The organism is Kribbella jejuensis (assembly GCF_006715085.1).
Lineage (GTDB): Bacteria > Actinomycetota > Actinomycetes > Propionibacteriales > Kribbellaceae > Kribbella > Kribbella jejuensis.
Window position 1 is genome coordinate 363428 of sequence record NZ_VFMM01000004.1, and the last position, 22415, is coordinate 385842.

Here is a 22415-nt window from a genome sequence, read left to right on the forward strand (position 1 = left end):
CACCTCGGCCGCCGAGAGAATTCTGCTGGCCGACTTCGTGCCGCACCACCGATTAACGATTCGTAGTCGCCTGGTACAACGCCGTACACTGACGACCGAGAACCGCAAGGCAATGATGGGGCCATCACCCCGGAGCCGCCGGAAGAACGGTCCGCAGGGACCTATTAGAACCGGCAGCGTCTCGTTAAGGAAGTGGGTGACCGGACTCTGGGTCACCAAGGAGGGTGGTACCGCGCGGTAACCGGCCACACCGGCTACTTCGTCCCTCGTCCCCAGCAGCAGGACGCGACGAAGGACGAACGGATGGCGGCACATACTCCCTGGCGGCAGGTTCCCGCACAGGTCGACTTCCCGGCGATGGAGCGCGAGGTGCTCACCCTCTGGGACGAGCACGGCACCTTCGCCAAGAGCCTCGAGCAGTCCGCGGGCGGTACGCCGTGGACGTTCTACGAAGGCCCGCCGACGGCGAACGGGATGCCCGGCACGCACCACATCGAGGCCCGCGTCTTCAAGGACGTGTTCCCGCGCTACCGGACCATGAAGGGCTTCTGGGTCGAGCGCAAGGCCGGCTGGGACTGCCACGGCCTGCCGGTCGAGGTCGCGGTCGAGAAGGAGCTCGGCTTCAACGGCAAGCCGGACATCGAGGCGTACGGGATCGCCGAGTTCAACGCGAAGTGCCGGGAGTCGGTGCTCCGGCACGTCGACGCGTTCAACGAGCTGACGGTCCGGATGGGCTACTGGGTCGACCTCGAGCACCCGTACAAGACGATGGACCCGGAGTACGTCCAGTCGGTCTGGTGGTCGCTCAAGCAGGTGCACGAGAAGGGCCTGCTCGTCGAGGACTACCGGATCACGCCGTACTGCCCGCGCTGTGGCACCGGCCTGTCCGACCACGAGCTCGCCCAGGGCTACGAGACGGTCGTCGACCCGTCGGTCTACGTCCGCTTCCCGCTCACCTCCGGCCCGCTGGCGGGTCAGGCGTCGCTGCTGGTCTGGACGACGACCCCGTGGACGCTGGTGTCGAACACGGCGGTCGCCGTACACCCCGACGTCGAGTACGTCGTCGCCACCGACGGCAACGAGTCGCTGGTGGTGGCCAAGCCGCTGCTCGACCGGCTCGGTGAGGGCTGGACGGTCACCGGTGAGTACGGCGGCCGCGAGATGGAGCGCTGGACGTACCAGCGGCCGTTCGAGCTGGTGCCGTTCGACGAGCCGGCGCACTACGTCGTGCTCGCGGAGTACGTCACCACCGAGGACGGTACGGGTCTGGTCCACCAGTCCCCCGCGTTCGGCGCGGACGACCTCGCGGTGGGTCGCGCGTACAACCTGCCGGTGGTGAACCCGGTCGACACGACCGGCCACTTCAACACCGACGTACCGCTGGTCGGTGGGCAGTTCTTCAAGAAGGCGGACGAGGACCTGCTCAAGGACCTCAAGGAGCGCGGCCTGCTGTTCAAGCACGTGCCGTACGAGCACCCGTACCCGCACTGCTGGCGCTGCCACACCCCAGTCATGTACTACGCGCTGCCCTCCTGGTACATCCGCACCACCCAGGTGAAGGACGCGCTGCTCCGTGAGAACGAGAAGACCAACTGGTTCCCCGAGTCGGTCAAGTGGGGCCGGTACGGCGACTGGCTGCGCAACAACATCGACTGGGCTGTCTCCCGTTCCCGCTACTGGGGTACGCCGCTGCCGATCTGGCGCTGTGGTGAGGACCACCAGGTCTGCGTCGGCTCACTGGCCGAGCTCGGCGAGCTGGCCGGCCGCGACCTGAGCAGCACCGACCCGCACCGGCCGTACGTCGACGACATCACGTTCGACTGCCCGACCTGTGGTGCCGAGGCGCGCCGGGTGCCGGAGGTGATCGACGCCTGGTACGACTCGGGCTCGATGCCGTTCGCGCAGTGGGGCTACCCGTGGGTGGAGGGCTCGAAGGAGAAGTTCGAGGCGACCTACCCGGCGGACTTCATCTCCGAGGCGATCGACCAGACCCGTGGCTGGTTCTACACGCTGATGGCGATCGGCACGCTGGTGTTCGACGAGTCGTCGTACCGCAACGTGGTCTGCCTGGGGCACATCCTGGCCGAGGACGGCCGGAAGATGTCCAAGCATCTCGGCAACATCCTGGAGCCGATCCCGCTGATGGACGACCACAGCGCGGACGCGGTGCGCTGGTTCATGGCCGCGTCGGGGTCGCCGTGGAAGGCCCGCGGCATCGGGCCGAACGTGCTGAACGAGATCGTCCGGAAGGTGCTGCTCACCTACTGGAACACGGTCGCGTTCCACGCGCTGTACGCCCGGCTGGCGGACTGGTCACCGGCTGATGCCCCGGCGGTCGAGGACCGTTCGGTGCTGGACCGCTGGCTGGTCAGCGAGACGCACCGGCTGGTCCGCGACACCGACGAGGCGTACGCCGCGTTCGACACGCAGCGGCTCGGCCTGCTGATCAACTCGTTCGTCGACGTGCTCTCGAACTGGTACGTCCGCCGCTCCCGCCGCCGGTTCTGGTCCGGTGACGCGAGCGCGCTGGCCACCCTGCACGAGACGCTCGAGGTGCTCACCCGGGTGATGGCGCCGCTGACGCCGTTCGTCACCGAACGCGTCTGGCAGGACGTGTTCCGCCCGGTCACGCCCGGCCTGGCGGAGTCGGTCCATCTGACCAGCTTCCCGACGTACGACGAGACGCTGATCGACGACGTACTGGCGCAACACGTGTCGATGGCCCGCCGGGTCGTCGAGCTCGGCCGGTCGGCGCGCGCCGAGGCGAAGGTGAAGACCCGGCAGCCGCTGGCGCGGGCGCTGGTCGGCTCGGCAGCGATCGCGGACCTGTCGCCGGAGCTGCTGCGGGAGATCGCGGACGAGCTGAACGTCGGCTCGGTCGCGCCGCTGTCCTCGGCGGGTGCGGACCTGGTCGAGTTCTCGGCCAAGGGCAACTTCCGGGAGCTCGGCAAGCGGTTCGCCAAGCAGACCCCGGTGGTCGCGGCCGCGATCGCGGCGGCGGATGCCGGCGCTCTGGCCGCTGCCCTGAAGGAGTCCGGTACGGCGACCGTGGTGGTCGACGGCGAGGACGTCCAGGTCAGCGAGTCCGAAGTACTGGTGTCCGAGCGGCCGAAGGAAGGCTGGTCGGTGGTCAACGAGCAGGGCGAGACCGTTGCCCTCGACCTCGAGGTGACGCCGGAGCTGAAGCAGGCCGGTCTGGCCCGCGAAGTGGTCCGCACGTTGCAGGAGGCCCGGAAGAACGCCGGCCTCGAGGTGTCGGACCGGATCAAGGTCTGGCTGACCTCGACCGACACCGAGTTGTCCGATGCGCTCGGCAAGCACGCCGACGAGATCGCCCGCGAGGTCCTGGCCGTCGAGCTGAACCAGTCCGCGCCGTCGGAGTCCGATGTTGCCACCGGCACCGAAGAGGACCTGCAGCTGACCTACTGGCTGACCAAGGCCTGAGCCTGACGATGGCCTGGGATTGACTGGCTGTCACCGGAAAGGGACAGCCAGTCAATCGGGTCCAGACATGACGAAGAGGCGGTGCCGCCGGAAAGCACCGCCCCTTCGTTGCAGACTGTCAGACCCCGTGGCCGCCGTGCGCCTGGGCGCGGGCCTCGGGACGGAAACCGTTCCGCGGGCTGAGCGTGTCGTCGCCGTTGCCGAGCGCCTTCAGCTGCTCGGTGAAGTACGTCTTCAGGCGGCTGCGGTACTCGCGCTCGTAGGCGTGCAGGTCGTCGATGGTGCGCTCGAGCTGGCCCTTCTGCTTCTCCAGGGTGCCGAGCATCTGCGCGCGCCGCTCGGCGATCTCCCCGTCGAGCTTCTCGGCCCGGGCCCGGGCCTCACCGGTCATCCGGTCGGCCTTGCCGCGCGCCTCGTTCTCCAGCCGCTCCGCCTTGGCCCGGGCCTCGCCGATGATCTTGTCGGCGGTGTCCTTCGCCTCCTGGACCAGGTCGTCGGAGTGCTTGGTGGCCATCTCCAGCAGCCGCACAGCGGAGCTGGAGGCGTCACCGACCGTGCCGGCCGCTGCGGCCGCACCCGGAACCGCGACCGGCGGCTTCGGCTCCTCGGGCTTCTCGACCACGACCGGGGGCTTCGGCTGCTGCACGACCGGCGGCAGCGCGGCGGTCTGGTCGACCGGCCGCTGCTGGTCCGCGCCCGCGCGCTGGGCCGCCGCGAGCTTGGCCCGCAGCTCCTCGTTCTCGGCGAGAAGTCGCTCGAGCTCGGCTTCCACCTCGTCGAGGAAGGAGTCGACCTCTGTGACGTCGTAGCCCTCCCGTAGTCGGACGGGCGTGAACTGCTTCGAGCGGACGTCATCCGGCGTCAGCGGCATCTTTCACCTCGTTTGTCTGTGTCTTGGCGGAGTCCCCGTGGTCTCGCCTTGGCGACTCAGTAGATCACGTTATCGCTTCGTTGTCTTAGAACGGAATCCGGGCTCTACCTACCCACTCCTGAAGACCCTCATGCTCACAACGATCGGAGGGCCGTCGAGTTGATCGCCATGGCCACCGAGACGATGACGAACAGCATCAATGTGGACAGGTCGATCCGCACTCCACCGGCCCCGATCGGGGGCAGGATCCGCCGCAACGGCTTCAGGAACGGGTCGGTGATCGAGTAGATCAGCTCGAACAACAGCAGCAGCGGACCCTTCGGGTGCCACTGCGGCGCGAACATCACGATCAGACCGAGCACGAACCGGGCCACCAGCACCAGGAAGAAGGCGAGCAGCACCCAGTAAAGAACGATGAGGACGAGCGCTAGAGCATCCATGTCGAGAACGAGTGTAGAAGACCCCGGAAGCCAGGTCGCGAACCAGAGCCTCAGCTCTGGTTGTAGAACCCGTCCGCGGCGATCTTCTCCTTCTCCTCGGCGGCCACCGTGACGTTCGGCGGGCAGACCAGGAACACCTTGGTGGTGATCCGCTCGATCGAGCCGCGGCAGCAGAAGATCAGGCCGGCGGCGAAGTCGACGAGCCGCTTCGCGTCGGCGTGGTCCATCTCGGTCAGGTTCATGATGACGGGCGTGCCGTCGCGGAAGTGCTCACCGATGACGCGCGCCTCGTTGTAGCTGCGCGGGTGCACGGTGGTGATGCGGGCCAACTCGGTAACCTCCGGGGACGGCGCGACCCCGCGCCGGTCTGGGAACTTGCTGACCGTGGCGCCGCCCAGGTCCGCACGGTCCGAACGCTCGGAACGGTCCTGGCGCTCCTCGCGGTGCTCGCGAGCTTCACGGTTCTCCCGGCCGGCGGGTACCGGCTCGGTCTCCTGGGCGTCCCCGTCGACGTCTTCGTCGTACTCGTCGTATTCATCGTCGTAGGTGTCGTCGTAGCGGGCGTTGTAGCGCTCCCCGTCCTCGACCAAGCCGAGGTACACACCCATCTTGCGCAGTGCGCCGCTCATGGCCCCTCAGCACCTCGATCCGGTTCGACGACAACTCGGCAACACGATGAGCAGGAAGCAAACCCGCTCGATGTCGACACTAACCCAGTGGAGTGCGCGTACCGAGTAATGCGCGCCCGAGCCGAACGTGTGTCGCACCGTGCTGGATCGCGGCCTCCAGATCACCGGTCATCCCGGCCGAGATCCAGTCCGCGCCCGGGTGTTCGGAGCGTAGCCGCGACGCTACCTCGCGCAGCCCCGCGAACGCGTCGCCCGCGTCCGACCCGAGTGGTGCGACCGCCATCACGCCACCGATCTCGAGGCCGTCCGCGCCGGCGATCGCCGCGGCCAGGGCGAGTACGTCGGAAGGCTCGACACCGCCGCGGCTCGCGCCGGTCGCCGCGTCCGCGGAGCCGTACGCCGCCAGGCTCACCTGGATGAGGCAGCGCAACGACTTCTCCTCCGCGACGGCCGCCTTCGACAACGCGTCGACGAGTGACGGCCGGTCGACGGAGTGCACGACCGACGCGTACTTCGCGACCGAGCGTGACTTCTTCGACTGCAGTTGCCCGACGAAGTGCCAGGTGAGGTCGGGACAGTCCGGCGCCTTCACCTTGAGCTCCTGCTCACGGTTCTCGCCGACATCGGTGATCCCGAGGTCCGCCAGCGCCCGTACATCGCTGACTGGGAAGGTTTTGGTGATCGCGACGAGGGTCACCTCGTCCCGGGCCCTGCCGGCCGCCTGGCAGGCCTTCTCGATCCGCTCCTGCACCTGTTCCAGATTGCCCCGGAGCTCCTCGGCGCGATCGGTCATGGCGTGACCAGCTTGATCAGTCCAGCCATCCGGCCGCTCTCAGGTCCTTCGCGGCGGTACGAGTACAGGTTCTCGGATTCGATCGTGCACGCGGTGGCGTCGACGACCTCGACACCGAGCTCGGCCAGTTGCGCCTTCACACCGGCGGCGACGTCGATCGCGGGCGTACCCCAGGTCGTCTCGGAGTACGACGCCGGTACCTGCGCGGCGACCTCGGCGCGCATCTCGTCCGGGACCTCGTAGCACTTGCCGCAGGCGTACGGGCCGAGCACCGCGGTGATGTTCGCGGCGCCGAGTTCGCGCATCGCGTCGACGGTTGCCGGGACGATCCCGACGTACATGCCCTTGCGGCCGGAATGCGCGGCGCCGATCACTCCGTCGCCGGACAGCAGCACCGGCAGGCAGTCGGCGGCGCGGACGGCGAGTACGACGTCGGACCGGGTCGTGACCAGACCGTCGGCCTTCGGCATCGGCCGGGCCGGCAGTACGTCGTCCGGCCGGACGACATGGACGTCACGGCCGTGCACCTGGCTGACCCGCACCACGTGGTCCGCGGGTACGCCGAACTCGCCGGCGATCAACGCGAAGTTGGCGATCACACCGTCGGCGTCCGGGCCGGAGGCGCTGCCCAGGTTGAGTTCGCCGTACGGCGGTTTGCTGGCGCCGCCGTACCGATCGGTGAAGGCGACCCGGGCGGCGGAGAGAACCTCGTCGTAGCCGAACACGACCAAAGGCTATCCAGCCGTACCCACAGCCGCAGCCACCGGACCCAGCACGGTCCGCGCCTCGTCCGTCACACCGTTGCGCTCCGGGTCCCCCTGCAGCCCGAGGACGTGCTCGGCCGCCCGCCGATACGCCTCGTCGAACGCCTGCTCCGCCGGAACCTCCAGCTCGGGAGCGACACCGGTGCCCTCCCAGTTGGTGCCGGAGACCTGGTTGACCGAACGCGCCACCGGTACCGAAGCCTCGAGTTGCTCGTGCAGCTTGAAGCCGCGGCGCGGATGGGCGCCGCCACCGGTCCGTTCGCCGACGATCGTCGCCCGCTTGAACTGCTGCAGGTTGTACGCGAGTTCCTCGCCGCCGGAGAAGGTCGCCGTACTGGTCAGCACCCAGATGGGCTTGGCCCGGTCGAACCGCGGACCCGGTACGTACGGCGCCGTCCAGAACTGCCGCGTCGTCCCGTCGGCCGGGGTGACCAGGTCCTGCAGGTGGATCGGCTCGTCGGAGTCGAGCAGGTAGCTGCAGATGAACGCGACCTGATCCGGTGATCCGCCGAGGCAACGACGCAGGTCGAGCAGCAGCGCATCGGTCGACGCCAGCAGCGACAGTGCTGCCGTTACCGCGGGGGCGGCGTGTTCTGGCGCATACAGCAACGGGCGGATCTCGAGCAGCCCGATGTTACCGGCGAGCCGTTCGACCCGCGCCATCCCACCGGCGTCGAGCGCGGCTCGCCGGCGCCAGTGGGCTTCCTCCGCCACCGGGTCCGTCTCGTCCGGCAGCCCGTCGCGACGGAAGATCAGCCGCAGATGCTTGTCGTTGTTGCCGGACTGCAGGTCGGCCGTGACCGCTTCGGCCAGTTCCGCCGGCGTGTGGAGTTCGTCGTACCGGCCGTCGGCGACCGCTGTCGCCAGGCGGTCCGCAACTTCGGCGCCGACGTCGGGGAAGACGTAGTGCTCGCCGACCAACGCCCCCAACCGGCCGAGCACGGACCTGATCTCTTCGGTTTCCATGCCGGGAGTAGACCATCTCGATTGACAAAGCGTCAAGAATTCTCGACGCTTTAGTCATGGCCGAGATCGTTGATCACCTGGAGGTGTCGAGCGCTGCCCAGTTCAAGGCGCTCGGGCATCCGCTGCGGCATCGTCTGCTGTTCGCGCTGGGGCAGGAGGCGGCGACGATCAGCCAGTTGGCCGCCGCGCTCGGTACGGCGAAGGGCAACGTCGCACATCATCTGGGGGTGTTACGCGATGCCGGGATGGTGCATGTCGCGGAAACGCGGCAGGTGCGTGGCGGGACGGAGCAGTACTACCGCCGCTCGGTCCGGCGGTTCGGGTTCGCAGGTGTTGGCGCCCGGGCGAACAACACCGTTGCGCTGCAAGCGGTCGCGGCCGATCTCGAAACGGCCGAGGACGACCCGCTGTTGACGGTCCGGAACCTGCGGCTGACCGCGGCTCAGGCGGAAGAACTCGCCGAGACACTGAGCCGGTTGGTCGACGGCCTCACCGACGCCGGACCGGACGAGGCGCGGTACGGCGTGGTGGTGTCGGTGTACCGGCCCCGTGGGACTACTTGAGGAAGTCCGGGATGTCGAGGTCTTCCTCAGGCTCTGGCTTCTTCTTCACCTGACCAGCGCCACTGTTACTCGCCGAGTTGCTCGGGCCGTTTGTGGGCCAGGAGTGCTGAGTCGTCGGCGACGCCGGGGTGTGCGGAGCGGGCTGCGCCGACTGCTGACCGTTCTGGACGGTGCGCACGCCTTCTTGGGGGCGGGCGGAGTTGGTCGTGCCAGCGCGTGGCTCAGTCGGGGCCGGCACCGGGACGGTGTCGTCGGTCGGCTGAGCGGGGATGCCCTGTTGGCCCGGGACCGATTGAGGAGCACCCGTACCAGGGTGACCGGGCGAGCCTGGGGCCGGCTGGACGAAGCCGCCCTGCCCCCCACCCGGCTGGGCCGAGCCGCCCTGGCCACCGCCTGCTTGACCGCCGCCCTGCGTGCTCCCCGCCTGGATGCCACCTGGCTGGGTGCCACCGGTCTGCGTGCCACCGGTTTGCGCGGCACCCGCCTGCCCGCCACCCGGCTGGGCGAAGCCGCCCTGGCCACCACCGGGCTGCTGATGCGCGGGGGGCGGCGGTGTCTGGGTCGGGTTGGTGACCGTCATCGGCTGGGAGTACGACTGCGGGGCCGGGCGGGTCGTCTGGGGCCGGGCCTGGTTCATCGCCTGTTCGCGGCGCTTGGGCATGCCGCCGTCGAAGCCGGCCGCGATCACCGTGACCCGGACCTCGTCACCGAGCGCGTCGTCGATCACCGCGCCGAAGATGATGTTCGCGTCCGAGTGCGCCGACTCGGACACCAGTTGCGCGGCCTCGTTGATCTCGAACAGGCCCAGGTCGGAACCACCCGCGATCGACAGCAGGACGCCGTGCGCGCCCTCGATGCTTGCCTCGAGCAACGGAGACGAGATCGCCGCCTCGGCCGCCGCGACCGCGCGGTCCTCGCCGCGGGACGAACCGATACCCATCAGCGCGGAGCCGGCGTTCGACATGACCGCCTTGACGTCCGCGAAGTCCACGTTGATCAGACCGGGCGTCGTGATCAGGTCGGTGATACCGGAAACACCTTGCAGCAGCACCTGGTCGGCCTGCTTGAACGCGTCCAGCACGGACACGGCGCGGTCGGAGATGGTCAGCAGCCGGTCGTTCGGGATGACGATCAGCGTGTCGACCTCTTCGCGGAGCGCCGCGATGCCTTCCTCGGCCTGGGTCGCGCGGCGCTTGCCCTCGAACGAGAACGGGCGGGTGACCACGCCGATGGTCAGCGCGCCGAGGGAACGGGCGATCCGTGAGACCACCGGCGCACCGCCGGTGCCGGTGCCGCCACCCTCACCCGCGGTGACGAAGACCATGTCGGCGCCCTTCAGCGCCTCCTCGATCTCCTCCGAGTGGTCCTCGGCGGCCTTCTGCCCGATCGCCGGGTTCGCGCCGGCGCCGAGACCACGGGTCTCTTCGCGGCCGATGTCGAGCTTGACGTCCGCGTCGCTCATCAACAGCGCCTGGGCGTCGGTGTTGATGGCGATGAACTCAACGCCCTTCAGACCGTGCTCGATCATCCGGTTGACGGCGTTGACGCCGCCTCCGCCGATGCCGACGACCTTGATGAGTGCCAGGTAGTTCTGCGGTGCCGCCACGTCCGCGCCTCTCGCCTCGTTGCTTTCCCGTTGTCCAGCGAAAAGACTGAACCTCAAGTGGATGCTTAGACTTATGTCAACTTTAGATTACGCGGAACGCTACGTGAGGCTCCCGGCCGAAGTCCACGCGCCTCGCCGCACATCCCGTCATGTGACCTGTCACCGTCTTTCCCCTTTGGTCACAGGGAGATCGGGCGCCGACACGTCGTACACCTTGGCGTCGCGCTTCATCAGCACGCTCAGTACCTCGGCCTTGCGCGCACTGTCATCGGAACTACCCCAAACAACCTTCACTCCGGAGCTCAGGTTGAGCGTGATCGAGTCCGGCGAGGTCGCCGAGATCGTCCCGACCTGAGTCCGCAGCGTGTCCGGCAACGCGGCCGAAACCGTCACCACCGAATGGATCGTGACGTCGCGCCGGACGCCGGTCACCTTCGCCTCCGGCAGCCCGGCGGGACGGTCCGGCACCGTGCGGTACGACGTTCCGGTCGCGTCGACCAGCTCGAACCGCGTGCCGTCGGTGACCACCACGACCGGGACCCGTTCGGTGACCACGATCACGATCTTGCGCGGCCAGGCCCGGGTCACCTGCGCGTCCGCGACCGCCGGGATGGTCCGGACCCGGTCCGCGATCGCGCGCAGATCCACCTTTGCCAGCGGGGTTCCGACCGGTGCGGCCGCGGTCTGCTCGATCGTTGCCACCGGCACCGTGTCGGCACCGCTGATCCGGACCCCGGAGACCGCGAACACCGAGGAGAAATAGAACAACCAGACGACCAGGCCGGCCAGTACGACCAGCCCGCCGCCGATGGCCCAGGGCAGCCAGCTACGCCGGCGCACCAGCCGTTGCCGGCGCGCGAACCGCTGCTGTGCCCGAGCCAGATCGACGCTCTGGCTCATTCAACAAACCCCACCCAATTACTCCACCACAGCAACGGGCGTTGGCTTCGAAGGCTCGCGGGTAGCGGCGCGTTCGGCCAGCAGACCAACGACTTCCGGGCCGATCAGCGTGACGTCGCCGGCTCCGAGGGTGACGACCAGGTCGCCCGGCTCGGCCAGGTCCGCGACCAGCTGCGGTACGGCGGACCAGGACGGCTCGAACCGGACCTGCTCGGGCTTCAGCGGAACGTGGTTCGCGATCAGGGCCCCGGTGACGCCGGGCTCCGGGTCCTCGCGGGCCGCGAAGACGTCCATCACCACGACCTCGTCGGCCAGCGCCAGCGCCTCGGAGAACTCGGTGGCGAAGATGCGCGTCCGGCTGAACAGGTGCGGCTGGAAGCAGGCGATCACACGCCCCTCCCCCGCCACCTGACGCGCCGCGGTCAGGTCGACGGCCAGCTCGGTCGGGTGGTGTGCGTAGGAGTCGAAGACCCGGACGCCGTCCTCGAGACCCTTGAACTCGAACCGCCGCCCGGTCCCGGTGAAGGACGCGAGCCCCTCGGCCAGATCGGCCGCCGAAAACCCGAGTCCGAGCCCGACGGTGAGCGCCGCGGACGCGTTCAGGGCGTTGTGCTTGCCGGCCTGCTGCAGCCGCACCACCGGGAGCTTCCGCCCGCGGTACACCGGTACGAAGGACTGGGTCGCACCGGTCGCGGTGATCTCCGTGACCTGCAGGTCCGCGTCTTCGGATTCGCCGTACGTCCGTACGTCGATGTCGCGTTCGCGAGCGTACGACGCGAGCTTGCGGGCGCCGGCGTCGTCGTGGCAGATCACCATGAACCCACCGGGCAGCACCCGCGCGCAGAACTCCTCGAACGCCTTGCGGTAGCTGGCCTCGTCGCCGTAGTTGTCCAGGTGGTCGGGCTCGACCGACGTGACAATAGACACCTCGGGCGAGTAGGTCAGGAACGACTTGTCCGACTCGTCGGCCTCGGCGACGAACAGGTCGCCGTTGCCGTCGTGGGCGTTCGACCCGGATTCGTTGAGGTTCCCACCGATCGCGTACGACGGGTCGGCACCGCAGTGCTGCAACGCGACCGTGAGCATCGACGTGGTCGTGGTCTTGCCGTGCGTACCGGCGACGGCGAGCGTGCGGCGGCCGACCATCACCGAGGCGAGCGCCGCGGCCCGGGGCAGGATCGGGATCCCGGCCGCGCGGGCGGCGACCACCTCGGGGTTGGTCTCGCGGATCGCGGTCGATACCACCACGGTGTCGGCGTCCTTGACGTGCTCGGCCGCGTGGCCGACCCAGCAGGTCGCGCCGAGCGCGCGCAACGCGGCCAGCACCTTGCCGTCCTTGGCGTCGGAGCCGGACACCTCGATACCGCGGGACGCCATGATCCGGGCGATCCCCGACATCCCGGCGCCGCCGATACCGACGAAGTGCACGCGGCCCAGCTTTTCGGCAGGCAACAGCGTGTCAGGTGCGGTGACGATCACGAGGCAGACCTCACCACATCGAGGATGATCCGCGCCAATCGCTCGTCGGCGTCGGTCCGGATCACCCCGGTCGCAGCAGTGGACATAGTTGTCAGACGCTCGCGGTCGAGCAGAAGTTGGGGCACATTCGCGCGAACCCAGTCGACGGTGAGGTCGGCGTTGTCGATCAGGATGCCGCCGCCCACGTCGACCACCGGTTTGGCGTTCAGCCGCTGCTCACCGTTACCGATCGGCAGCGGGACGTAGATCGCCGGCAGGCCGACGCCGGACACCTCGGTGACGGTGTTCGCACCGGAGCGGCAGACCACCAGGTCGGCGGCGGCGTACGCGAGGTCCATCCGGTCGACGTAGTTCAGCACGACGTACGGCAGCGGGCCGGTCTGCGGCACGTCGAGGGTGTTCTTCGGGCCGATCGCGTGCAGTACCTGGATACCGGCCGCCTGCAGGTCGGCCGCCGCGCCGGAGACGGACTCGTTGATCCGCTGTGCGCCCTGTGAGCCGCCGGTCACGAACAGCGTCGGCGCGTTCGGGTCGAGGCCGAAGAACCGCCGGGCCTCGGCACGCAACGCGGCCCGGTCCAGCGTCGAGATCGACCGCCGGATCGGGAGGCCGACGTACTCCGCGTGCGGCAGGTCGGAGCCGGGGAAGGACGTCTTGACGTGCTCGGTGCAGTACCGCGCGGCGAACTTGTTCGCGATCCCCGGCACCGCGTTGCCCTCGTGAACAACGATCGGCGTCTTCCGCCGCCAGGCGGCGACGTACGCCGGGGTGGAGACGTAACCACCGAAGCCGACCAGGACGTCCGCCTTGGCCTCGTCGAGCGCCTTGCGGGCCGCGCTCACCGAGGCGAGCATTTTGCCCGGTACGGCGAACAGCGCCGGGGTGGGCTTGCGCGGCAACGGCACCGGCGGGATCAGCTCCAGCCGGTACCCGGCCTCGGGCACCACCCGGGTCTCCAGGCCGCGCTCGGTGCCGAGCGCGAGGATCTCGATGGTCGGGTCGATCCGGCGCAGAGCGTCCGCCGTGGCGATCAGGGGTGAGGTGTGACCGGCGCTACCGCCACCGGCCAGAACGATGCTGGGCACAGCTTTCAACGCTCCCGCGGGGTTCACTTGTCTTTCATCTGGGCGAAGCTCGTCGCGAGGACAGCCAGCCGAAACGAGGTCGCCGGGTTTCGTTCAGGGCGGCCTGCGCGCCGGGCTCGGCCTTCGCGAAGGACAGCAGCATGCCGATCGCGATCAGCGTCGGCAGCAGTGCGGAACCACCGTACGACAAAAGCGGGAGCGGGATACCCACGATGGGTAGCAGTCCGATCACCGCGCCGAGGTTGACCACGGTCTGCGCCATGATCCAGACGGTGATCCCGGCGGCCGCGTACCGCACGAACGGCTGGGTGTTCCGGGTCGCGATCCGGACCCCGGCGTAGGCGAGCAGCAGGAACAGCGCGATCACGGTCAGCGACCCGACCAGGCCGAGTTCCTCGCCGATCACCGAGAAGATGAAGTCGGTGTGCGCCTCGGGCAGGTTGCCCCACTTCTGCCGGCTGTTGCCGATCCCGACGCCCCACCAGCCGCCGGTCGAGAGCGCGTAGAACGAGTGGTACGCCTGCCAGCCGACACCGGACGGATCGCCGAACGGGTCCAGGAACGACGTCACCCGCTGCATCCGGTAGCGCTCGGCGTTGACGAAGTACGTCGCCACGATCCCGACCGCGCCGATGGTCGCGACGAACAACCGGGTCGGTGCGCCGACCACCCAGATCATGCCGATCATCACGGCCATCAGGACCAGCGCCGTGCCCAGGTCGTGCTGGCCGACGACCAGGGCGATCACCAGACCGCAGACCGGGACCATCGGGACCAGCAGGTGCTTCCACTGGGTGAGCAGCTTCTCCTTGCGGGCGTACAGATCCGCGCACCACATCACCATCGCGAGCTTGGCGAACTCGCTCGGCTGGATCTGCAGCGGACCGCCGAGCCGCAGCCAGTTGGTGTTGCCGTTCACGCCGACGCCGAGGCCCGGGATGAACGTCAGCACGAGCAGGAACGTCGAGCCCAGCAACGCGACGTACGCGAGCATCCGGAAGTGCCGCGGCGTCATCCGGGAGGCGACGTACGCCATCGGGAGGCCGACCACGACCCAGATCAGCTGCCGGGTGAAGATCGTGTAACTGCTGCCGTACGCGCGGAACGACAGCACGCTGGACGCGGACAGCACCATCATCAGGCCGAGCACCAGCAGGAGGCCGGTCGCACCGAGCACGATGTGGTACGACGTCAGCGGGCGGTCCAGCACGTCCCGGATCGCGGCGATCCACGGGCGTTCGTCGCTCCTGCGGCCTTCCTGCTGATCTGCGACCGACGTCACGCGATCACCCCAGCCGGCGTACGGCTTCGGCGAAGGCGTCGCCGCGGGCTCCGTAGTTGGCGAACATGTCCCAGGACGCGCAGCCAGGGGCGAGCAGCACGGTGTCACCCACCTGTGCGAGCTTCGCCGCCTCCCCCACCACGATCTCCATGGCACCAGTGTCGGTTGACTCGACGACGATCCTCGGGACATCCGGTGCGTGTCGCTCGAGAGCTTCGGCGATCACCGCCTTGTCCTGGCCGAGCAGTACGACGGCACGCAACCGTTCGCGGGCCGCCACCACGAGATCGTCGAAGGTCGCGCCCTTGGCCTGGCCGCCGGCGATCCAGACCACATGCTCGTAGGCGAGCAAGGACGCCTGTGCGGCATGCGGATTCGTGGCCTTCGAGTCGTCGACATAGTTGACTCCGGCAACGTCCGCGACGTATGCGATCCGGTGCTTGTCCGGATGGAATCCGCGCAACGCGTCGCGCACCGCGTTCGCCGGTACGCCGAACGACCGGGCCAGCGCGGCCGCGGCCAGCGCGTTCGCGATGTTGTGCGGTGCGGGCGGGTTGACGTCGTCGATCGTGGCCAGTTCGAGCGCGGACGTCGACCGTTGCTCGATGAACGCGCGGTCGACGAGCAGGTCGTCGACGAGACCGAGCATCGAGAGTCCCGGCGTACCGAGGGTGAAACCGATCGCGCGGCAGCCCTCGATCACGTCCGCTTCCTCGACCAGCCGCTCGGTGACCGGGTCCGCGACGTTGTACACGCACGCGACCTGGCAGTTCTCGAAGATCTTGCCCTTCGCCGCGGCGTACGCGTCGAGCGAGCCGTGCCAGTCGACGTGGTCCGGGGCGATGTTCAGGACCGCGGCCGAGTGCGCGGACAGCGAGTGCGTGAAGTGCAACTGGTAGCTGGACAGCTCGACCGCGATCACGTCGTACGGCTCGGGGTCCATCACGGCTTCCAGCAGCGGCAGCCCGACGTTGCCCGCGGCAACGGCTCGGTGGCCGGCCGCCTGCAGCATCGCGGTCAGCATCTGCACGGTCGTGGTCTTGCCGTTGGTACCGGTGATGCACAGCCACGGCGCGGCGTGCGCCGGGTCGCGGAGCCGCCAGGCCAGCTCGATCTCGCTCCAGATCGGGACGTCCCGCTCGGCCGCCTGCGCGAGCAGCGGCGCGTGCGGCGGTACGCCGGGCGACGTCACGACGACGTCGACGTCCTTCGGGAGTTCCTGCGTACTTCCCGGGCCGAGCGTGATCGTGGCGCCGAGCGTCTCCAGGATCTGCGCCTTTTCGCGCAGTGCCTCGTTGTCCCGGTCGTCGAGTACGAGGAGGTGCTCGGCGCCGGCCTGGAGCAGGGAGTCGGCGCAGGCGTAGCCCGCCGTACCGAAGCCGAGGACGACGAACCGGGTCGTGTCCCAGCCGTCGTCGGTGCGTGTTGTCAGGCTCATCCGGTGACCCATTCCGCGTAGAAGACTCCGAGCCCGATCACGACGCAGAGGCCCTGGATGATCCAGAACCGGATCACCACATTGACCTGTTCCCAGCCGAGCATCTCGAAGTGGTGATGGAGTGGCGCCATCCGGAACAACCGTTTGCCGTGGGTCAGTTTGAAGTAGCCCACCTGCAGGATGACCGACGCGGTGATCAGCACGAACAGGCCGCCGAGCAGCAGCACGAGCAGCTCGGTGCGGGTCATCACGGCCATCCCGGCCAGCGCACCACCGAGCGACAGCGAACCGGTGTCGCCCATGAAGATCTTCGCCGGCGACGCGTTCCACCACAGGAATCCGAACAGCGCCCCGGTCAGACAGGCCGCGACGACCGCCAGGTCACGCGGATCGCGTACCTCGTAACACTTGGCGCCGACGCCCCGCTCGGTCGCGCAGCTCTGGTTGAACTGCCAGATGCAGATCAGCGTGTACGCGCCGAACACCATCATCGACGCACCGGTGGCGAGACCGTCCAGACCGTCGGCGAGGTTCACACCGTTGGACATCCCCGCGATCAGCAGCAGGATCCAGATGATCACCAGGATCGACGGCAGTTCGAGCCAGCCGATGTCGCGGATGAACGAGATGAACGGCGAGGCCGGCCGCTGACCGCGGTCGTCCGGGAACTGCAGCGCGAGCACCGCGAAGATCACCGCGACCATCGTCTGGCCGGCCAGTTTCGCCTTGCTGCGCAGGCCGAGGCTGCGCTGCCGGAAGATCTTGATGAAGTCGTCCAGGAAGCCGACCACGCCCATCCCGGCGAACAGGAACAGCACGAGCAGCGCCGACGCGGTCGGCGGCGTCATCGTGAACAGCTTCGCCGCGAAGTACCCGACGATGGTCGCGACGATGAAGACGGTGCCGCCCATGGTCGGCGTACCGCGTTTGATCATGTGTGACTGCAGGCCGTCGTCGCGGATCTCCTGGCCGTAGCCGCGGCGGGCCAGCCACTTGATCGCGTACCGGGTGCCGAGCAGGGTCAGCACCATCGAGACGGCACCGCCGAACAGGATCGAGATCACTGCTGTTCCTCCAGCAGGGCGTCGGCGAGGCTGCGCAGCTTGGCCGCCTTCGAGGACTTCACCAGTACGACGTCACCGGCGCGGAGCTCCGCGCGCAGCAACTCCAGCGCCTCCGGGATGGTCTCGACGAACACGGACTCGTTGCCCCACGAACCTTCCAGCGAGGCACCGAGGTGCATCGGTTTCGCGCCCTCGCCGACCACGACCAGCCGGTTCACGTCCAGCCGGACGGCCAGCCGGCCGATCGCGTCGTGCGCCTCCTGCGAGGTGTCGCCGAGCTCGAGCATCTCGCCGAGCACCGCCCAGGTCCGGGCACCGCGGGAACGGCCGATCGCGACCAGCGACTTGAGCGCCGCGCGGGTCGAGTCCGGGTTCGCGTTGAACGCGTCGTTGATGATCGTCACGCCGTCCGCGCGTTCGGTCAGCTCCATCCGCGCCGCGGACACCCGCTGGGCGGCGTTCAGCCCGTCGGCAATCTGCTCCGGCGTCAGCCCGACCGCGAGCGCGACGGCTCCGGCGGCGAGCGCGTTCGAGACGTGGTGCTCACCGATCAGCTGCAGCTGGACGTTGCCGCTGAACGCGCCGATGTGCAGCGTGAACGCCGGCCGGCCTTCGCCGTCGATCTTCACGTCCGTCGCCCGGACGTCCGCCTCGGGCGCCTGACCGAAGGTCAGCACCTTCTCCCGCGTCCGGCTCCGCATCGCGGCCACCCGGTGGTCGTCGGCGTTCAGAACCGCCGTACCGCCGGGCTGCACGGCCTCGATCAGCTCGCCCTTCGCGATCGCGATGTTGTCCTGGGATCCGAACTCGCCGATGTGCGACGTACCGACGTTCAGTACCAGGCCGACCGCCGGCGGCGTGATCGCGCTCAGGAACCGGATGTCGCCCATGTGCCGGGCGCCCATCTCGGCGACCAGGTACTTCGTCGCCGCGGTCGCCCGCAGCGCGGTCAGCGGATGCCCGAGCTCGTTGTTGAAGGAGCCTTCCGGCGCCACGGTCTCGCCGTACGGGCGGACCAGCTGGCCGATCAGGTCCTTCGCGCTGGTCTTCCCGGTCGAACCGGTGAGGCCGATCACGGTCAGGTCCGGCAGCTTCGCGATCACGTGCCGGGCCAGGTCACCGAGCGCGCGCTGGGTGTCGTCGACCACGATGCAAGGGCAGCCCTCGACCGGCCGCGTGGTGAGCGAGACGGTGACGCCCGCCGCGGTCGCCGTACCGACGAAGTCGTGACCGTCGACGTGCTCACCGGGCACGGCGACGAACAACCCGCCCGGTTCGGCGACTCGTGAGTCGATCACCACCGCGCCGTCGACGACAGCCGTGGGCTCGACGCCCACGAGCTCGCCGCGAACGGCGTCGGCGATCTCGCCGCAACTGACAGGGATCACCGGTCTGCCTCCAACAGCTCACGCACGGTTTCGCGGTCGTCGAACGGGTGGATCACGCCGCCGACGTCCTGGCCTGTCTCATGGCCCTTGCCCAGCACGACGACGGTGTCGCCCGGTCCGGCCAGCTCGATCGCGGACGCGATCGCCTGCCGCCGATCGCCGATCTCGTGCAGGTTCACGTCCAGTACGGCGGCCCGCGCGCCGGCGATCGCGGCCGCCCGGATCGCGGCCGGGTCCTCGCTGCGCGGGTTGTCGTCGGTGACGATCACGACGTCGGCCGCCTTCGCCGCCTCGGCACCCATCGCGGGCCGCTTCCCCGGATCCCGGTCGCCACCGCAGCCGACGACCGCGAACAGCCGGCCCTTGGTCGCCGTCCGCGCGGCCCTCAGGGCGAGCGCCACCGCGTCGGGCGTGTGCGCGTAGTCCACGACCACGGCCAGCCCGTCCTGCCGGGTGAAGGTCTCCATCCGCCCGGGCACGCTGGCGGTCCGCAGCCCGGCGGCGATCGCCTCGGCCGGTACGTCGAGCTGCCGCAGCATCGCGGTCGCGAGCAACGCGTTGGCGACGTTGAAGTCACCGGGCAGCCCGATCTCGACCGTCAGCGTCTCCCCCGGCCCCTGAATGTCCAGCACGGTCGTCCCGTGCTCGGAACGGTGCCGGTGCGCGACGGTCCAGTCGGCGTCACCCTTGGTGGACACGGTGACCAGCGGTACGACGGTCTGCGCGGCCAGGCGGCGCCCGTACTCGTCGTCGATCGTCACCACCGCGACATCGCAGCGCTCCGGGGTGAACAGCGAGGCCTTCGCCTGGAAGTAGTCCTCGAACGTCTTGTGGAAGTCCAGGTGGTCCTGCGTCAGGTTGAGGAACCCCGCGACCGCGAAGCGCGCGCCGTCGACGCGGCCCAGCGCCAGCGCGTGGCTCGACACCTCCATCGCGCACCAGGCGACGGCCCGCTCGCGCATCACTGCGAACAGCGCCTGCAGATCGGTGGCTTCCGGAGTGGTCCGGACGCTCTTCACGACCTCGTCGCCAACGCGCGTTTGAATCGTGCCGATGAGCGCCGACGGGCCGAGCTGCCGCAGTACCGAATCCAGCAGGAAGCTGGTCGTGGTCTTGCCGTTCGTCCCGGTCACGCCGAGCAGCCGCAGCTCACTCGTCGGCTCTCCGTAGATCCGCGAGGCAACCGCGCCGAGCACACTGCGCGGCTTGTCGACGACCAGCACCGGAAGCCCGGTGGCCTTGGCCCGCTCGGCGCCGGCCGGGTCGGTCAGTACGGCGACGGCGCCCGCCTGCTGGGCTTTCGCGACGAATTCGGCGCCGTGCGTGACCGCGCCGGGCAGTGCGGCGTACAGGTCGCCGGGGAGGACGGAACGCGAGTCGAGGGAGACGCCGGTCACGCTCACCGGCGACGTTGCCGGGAGCTCTGTGTGGGCGACGTTCGCCAGGTCCGCGAGGGCTACGGGCACGACGTGCCGTGGCCTGATCGCTGCGACCGCGCCGCCGGCGGCGGTAGGGGTGGACACGGGCCCTGAGGCTACCGCTCCGGGCCCCGTGACTCCTACCTGACCCTGCGTCACCAGTTGCATCACCAGGTGAGCGGGATGCTCGGCTGCGCCGCCCCCGTCGGCGGGACGACGTACTTCTGCAGCGCGTAGCTCATCACGTCTCGGAACACCGGTCCTCCTTGCAGACCACCACCCCGGGCACCCTGGGGATCGTGGAGTACGACGTACGTCACGAACCGTGGGTTGTCGGCCGGGGCGAATCCGGCGAAAGAAGTCGCCCAGTTGCCGTATTTCCCGGTGCCGGGGACGACCTGCTGCGCCGTACCGGTCTTGCCGGCCACCAGGTAGCCGTCGATCGCGGCCTGCGGCGCGGTGCCCTTCTTCGCGGTCACCGACTCCATCATCGTGGTGACTTCCTTGGCGGCCTGCTCGCTGACCACCCGGCGGGCCGGTGCGGACTGGTTCGGCGTCAGGGTGCCGTCGGCCTGGATGTAGTTGCGGATCAGCTTCGGCGGCTCGTACACGCCACCGTTCGCGACCGCGTTGACCGCGGCGGCCTCCTGGACCGCGTTCACCGACAGGCCCTGGCCGAACGCGACGTTCGACCGGGTGATCTCCGGCCACTCGTCGCCCGGCGCCAACCGGCCGTTCGTCTCACCGGGGAAGTTCAGCCCGGTGGGCTCGCCGAAGCCGAAGTTGTGCAGGTACTTCACGAACTGCGCGATCGGCATCCGCTGCGCGGCCATGATCGTGCCGACGTTCGACGACTTCGCGATCACCCCGGAGATGGTCAGGTTCATCGTGTCGTGCGACCAGTGGTCCTTGATGATCCGGCGCTGGACCTCGATGCTGCCCGGGACCTGCAGTTTGGTGCTCAGGTTGATCTTGCCGGCGTCGGCGAGGGCGGCCATCGTGACGACCTTCTGCACGCTGCCGGGCTCGAAGCTGCGCTCCAGGGCCGGGTTGTTCAGGTCCTTGGAGGTGTACGGCTTGTTCGGGTCGAACGACGGGTAGTTCGCCAGCGCGAGCAGCTCGCCGGTCTTCACGTCCATCACCACGACCGTGCCGGCGCTCGCCTTGTACTGCTGGACGGCCTGCTGGATCCGCTTCTCGGCGAAGAACTGCAGGTCGGTGTCGAGCGTCAACTGGACGCCGACGCCGGGCTTGGGCTCCTGGACGGTGTGGTTCGCGTTCGGGATCTGGTTGCCGCGGGCATCGACCTCGTAGACCGCCTTGCCGTCGACGCCGGACAGCTTGTCGTTCAGGCCGTACTCGAGCCCGGACAGGCCCTTGCCGTCGGCACCGGTGACGCCGACCAGGGTGGCGGCGATGCTCCCGTTCGGGTGGCTGCGGATCGGGTCTTCCTCGGTGTACAGGCCGGTCAGCAGCGGTGCCTGCTGCTCCTTGGGCTTGCCCTTGTTCTGGGCGGCGATCGGCAGGTTCGCGGCCTTGATCTCGGCCTGGATCGCGCTCCACGCCGTCGGGCTCACCTGGCGTGCGACGTACGCGAACCGGCCGGTGCCGGACATCGCGGCGACCAGCTTCGCGGTCGTCGTACCGGGGATCTTCGGCGCGAGGATGGCAGCCAGCTGTTGCGCGACCGGCTTCGTCTGCTGCGGGTCCGCGGTGATCGCGACCGCATCCTCGGTGACCGCGAGCTCCACGCCGTTGCGGTCCTCGATCGTCCCGCGGTCCGCATGCAGCACGAACGACCGCGCGTTCTCCTTGGTCGCCGCGGCCGCGTAGCTGTCCGGGTCCACACCCTGCAACAGCACAAGCCGCCCGGCGAACAGCGACAGCACGAACGCCATCACCCCGAACGTCAACCGCAACCGCAACGCCGGCCGCCCCAACCGCAACATCCGCGGCGCCTTCTTGACCCGCCGCTTAGGCCGAGCCCGAGGCCGATTCTGCGGAGGCCGCTTAGCCGCCCCCTTCTTGACCGGCCGCTTCGCGGCACCCTTCTTAGCCCCGCCAGCACGCCCCGCGCCAGCAGCCTTCGTACCCGGCGACTGCCGCCCCGCGCCACCAGCGCCACGGCCAGCCGCCGCCGCGCGCGGCGCAGCCGCGCTCCCACGCGTGCGGCCGGAGGCCGCATCACTGGGCGACGGGCGGCGGGCGGCGCTGTGCTTCTCCTCCTCGGCTTTGCGGAGGAGGCGGTCTCGGGTGGATTCGGGGCGTGGGGGGTTGGCGCGCGT

The 22415-nt window shown here is 69.1% G+C and carries 17 protein-coding genes and 1 pseudogene; 2 read left to right on the top strand and 16 right to left on the bottom strand.

The features are described 5' to 3' along the window. Positions 1-303: 303 nt before the first annotated feature. Positions 304-3444, top strand: coding sequence for an isoleucine--tRNA ligase (gene ileS, locus FB475_RS34525; RefSeq protein WP_141862395.1), 3141 nt, complete (start codon positions 304-306; stop codon positions 3442-3444). Between the two features lie 118 nt (positions 3445-3562). Here ileS and FB475_RS34530 read toward each other — a convergent pair whose 3' ends face one another. The 6 genes from FB475_RS34530 to FB475_RS34555 form a co-directional block, all read right to left on the bottom strand. Beyond that, the gene (locus FB475_RS34530; RefSeq protein WP_141862397.1) at positions 3563-4315 is read right to left on the bottom strand and encodes a DivIVA domain-containing protein; all 753 of its coding nucleotides are present in this window, start codon (positions 4313-4315) and stop codon (positions 3563-3565) included. Between the two features lie 134 nt (positions 4316-4449). Further along, on the bottom strand, positions 4450-4755 hold the full coding sequence (locus FB475_RS34535) for a YggT family protein (RefSeq protein WP_141862399.1): 306 nt from the start codon (positions 4753-4755) through the stop codon (positions 4450-4452). A gap of 50 nt (positions 4756-4805) precedes the next feature. After that, on the bottom strand, positions 4806-5384 hold the full coding sequence (locus FB475_RS34540) for a cell division protein SepF (RefSeq protein ID WP_141862401.1): 579 nt from the start codon (positions 5382-5384) through the stop codon (positions 4806-4808). A gap of 79 nt (positions 5385-5463) precedes the next feature. After that, entirely contained in the window at positions 5464-6177 is a 714-nt protein-coding gene (locus FB475_RS34545; protein ID WP_141862403.1) for a YggS family pyridoxal phosphate-dependent enzyme, read from the bottom strand. Continuing rightward, a complete protein-coding gene (gene pgeF / locus FB475_RS34550) occupies positions 6174-6902 on the bottom strand; it encodes a peptidoglycan editing factor PgeF (RefSeq protein WP_141862405.1) in 729 nt (242 codons plus the stop codon). The genes FB475_RS34545 and pgeF overlap by 4 nt, the downstream gene beginning before the upstream one ends. A 9-nt stretch (positions 6903-6911) precedes the next feature. After that, positions 6912-7907, bottom strand: a complete 996-nt coding sequence (locus tag FB475_RS34555; protein WP_141862407.1) for a S41 family peptidase — start codon at positions 7905-7907, stop codon at positions 6912-6914. A gap of 56 nt (positions 7908-7963) precedes the next feature. On the opposite strand from FB475_RS34555, the gene FB475_RS34560 reads away from it, so the two are divergent. Further along, entirely contained in the window at positions 7964-8470 is a 507-nt protein-coding gene (locus FB475_RS34560) for an ArsR/SmtB family transcription factor (protein WP_141862409.1), read from the top strand. Between the two features lie 232 nt (positions 8471-8702). On the opposite strand, the pseudogene ftsZ reads toward FB475_RS34560, so the two are convergent. The 10 genes and pseudogenes from ftsZ to FB475_RS34610 all read right to left on the bottom strand — a co-directional run. Then, positions 8703-10076 (bottom strand): annotated as a pseudogene (gene ftsZ / locus FB475_RS37960) (cell division protein FtsZ); the annotation flags it as partial. Between the two features lie 159 nt (positions 10077-10235). Beyond that, a complete protein-coding gene (locus tag FB475_RS34570; RefSeq protein ID WP_141862414.1) occupies positions 10236-10976 on the bottom strand; it encodes a cell division protein FtsQ/DivIB in 741 nt (246 codons plus the stop codon). Between the two features lie 18 nt (positions 10977-10994). Then, positions 10995-12455 (bottom strand): UDP-N-acetylmuramate--L-alanine ligase, encoded by a 1461-nt coding sequence (murC, locus tag FB475_RS34575; RefSeq protein ID WP_141862416.1) that lies wholly within the window; start codon positions 12453-12455, stop codon positions 10995-10997. Further along, positions 12452-13540 carry an undecaprenyldiphospho-muramoylpentapeptide beta-N-acetylglucosaminyltransferase gene (murG, locus tag FB475_RS34580; protein ID WP_141862418.1) on the bottom strand — a complete coding sequence of 363 codons (1089 nt, stop codon included), beginning with the start codon at positions 13538-13540 and terminating at the stop codon, positions 12452-12454. The genes murC and murG overlap by 4 nt, the downstream gene beginning before the upstream one ends. Positions 13541-13574: 34 nt before the next feature. After that, positions 13575-14822 (bottom strand): putative lipid II flippase FtsW, encoded by a 1248-nt coding sequence (ftsW, locus tag FB475_RS34585; RefSeq protein ID WP_141862420.1) that lies wholly within the window; start codon positions 14820-14822, stop codon positions 13575-13577. Positions 14823-14826: 4 nt separating this feature from the next. Then, the gene (gene murD, locus FB475_RS34590) at positions 14827-16260 is read right to left on the bottom strand and encodes a UDP-N-acetylmuramoyl-L-alanine--D-glutamate ligase (RefSeq protein WP_141862422.1); all 1434 of its coding nucleotides are present in this window, start codon (positions 16258-16260) and stop codon (positions 14827-14829) included. Beyond that, positions 16257-17291 carry a phospho-N-acetylmuramoyl-pentapeptide-transferase gene (mraY, locus tag FB475_RS34595; protein WP_420359245.1) on the bottom strand — a complete coding sequence of 345 codons (1035 nt, stop codon included), beginning with the start codon at positions 17289-17291 and terminating at the stop codon, positions 16257-16259. The genes murD and mraY overlap by 4 nt, the downstream gene beginning before the upstream one ends. A gap of 29 nt (positions 17292-17320) precedes the next feature. Continuing rightward, on the bottom strand, positions 17321-18712 hold the full coding sequence (locus FB475_RS34600) for a UDP-N-acetylmuramoyl-tripeptide--D-alanyl-D-alanine ligase (RefSeq protein WP_141862426.1): 1392 nt from the start codon (positions 18710-18712) through the stop codon (positions 17321-17323). Continuing rightward, the gene (locus FB475_RS34605; protein WP_141862428.1) at positions 18709-20235 is read right to left on the bottom strand and encodes a UDP-N-acetylmuramoyl-L-alanyl-D-glutamate--2,6-diaminopimelate ligase; all 1527 of its coding nucleotides are present in this window, start codon (positions 20233-20235) and stop codon (positions 18709-18711) included. The genes FB475_RS34600 and FB475_RS34605 overlap by 4 nt, the downstream gene beginning before the upstream one ends. Before the next feature lie 62 nt (positions 20236-20297). Beyond that, entirely contained in the window at positions 20298-22079 is a 1782-nt protein-coding gene (locus FB475_RS34610; RefSeq protein ID WP_141862430.1) for a peptidoglycan D,D-transpeptidase FtsI family protein, read from the bottom strand. Positions 22080-22415 lie beyond the last annotated feature (336 nt).

Excerpts from the sequence above, each read along its gene's own strand:
- ileS (WP_141862395.1), top strand. The coding sequence starts at position 304 with ATGGCGGCACATACTCCCTGGCGGCAGGTTCCCGCACAGGTCGACTTC.
- FB475_RS34530 (WP_141862397.1), bottom strand. The coding sequence starts at position 4,315 with ATGCCGCTGACGCCGGATGACGTCCGCTCGAAGCAGTTCACGCCCGTC.
- FB475_RS34535 (WP_141862399.1), bottom strand. The coding sequence starts at position 4,755 with ATGGATGCTCTAGCGCTCGTCCTCATCGTTCTTTACTGGGTGCTGCTC.
- FB475_RS34540 (WP_141862401.1), bottom strand. The coding sequence starts at position 5,384 with ATGAGCGGCGCACTGCGCAAGATGGGTGTGTACCTCGGCTTGGTCGAG.
- FB475_RS34545 (WP_141862403.1), bottom strand. The coding sequence starts at position 6,177 with ATGACCGATCGCGCCGAGGAGCTCCGGGGCAATCTGGAACAGGTGCAG.
- FB475_RS34555 (WP_141862407.1), bottom strand. The coding sequence starts at position 7,907 with ATGGAAACCGAAGAGATCAGGTCCGTGCTCGGCCGGTTGGGGGCGTTG.
- FB475_RS34560 (WP_141862409.1), top strand. The coding sequence starts at position 7,964 with ATGGCCGAGATCGTTGATCACCTGGAGGTGTCGAGCGCTGCCCAGTTC.
- FB475_RS34570 (WP_141862414.1), bottom strand. The coding sequence starts at position 10,976 with ATGAGCCAGAGCGTCGATCTGGCTCGGGCACAGCAGCGGTTCGCGCGC.
- murD (WP_141862422.1), bottom strand. The coding sequence starts at position 16,260 with ATGAGCCTGACAACACGCACCGACGACGGCTGGGACACGACCCGGTTC.
- mraY (WP_420359245.1), bottom strand. The coding sequence starts at position 17,291 with ATGGTGCTGACCCTGCTCGGCACCCGGTACGCGATCAAGTGGCTGGCC.
- FB475_RS34610 (WP_141862430.1), bottom strand. The coding sequence starts at position 22,079 with ATGTTGCGGTTGGGGCGGCCGGCGTTGCGGTTGCGGTTGACGTTCGGG.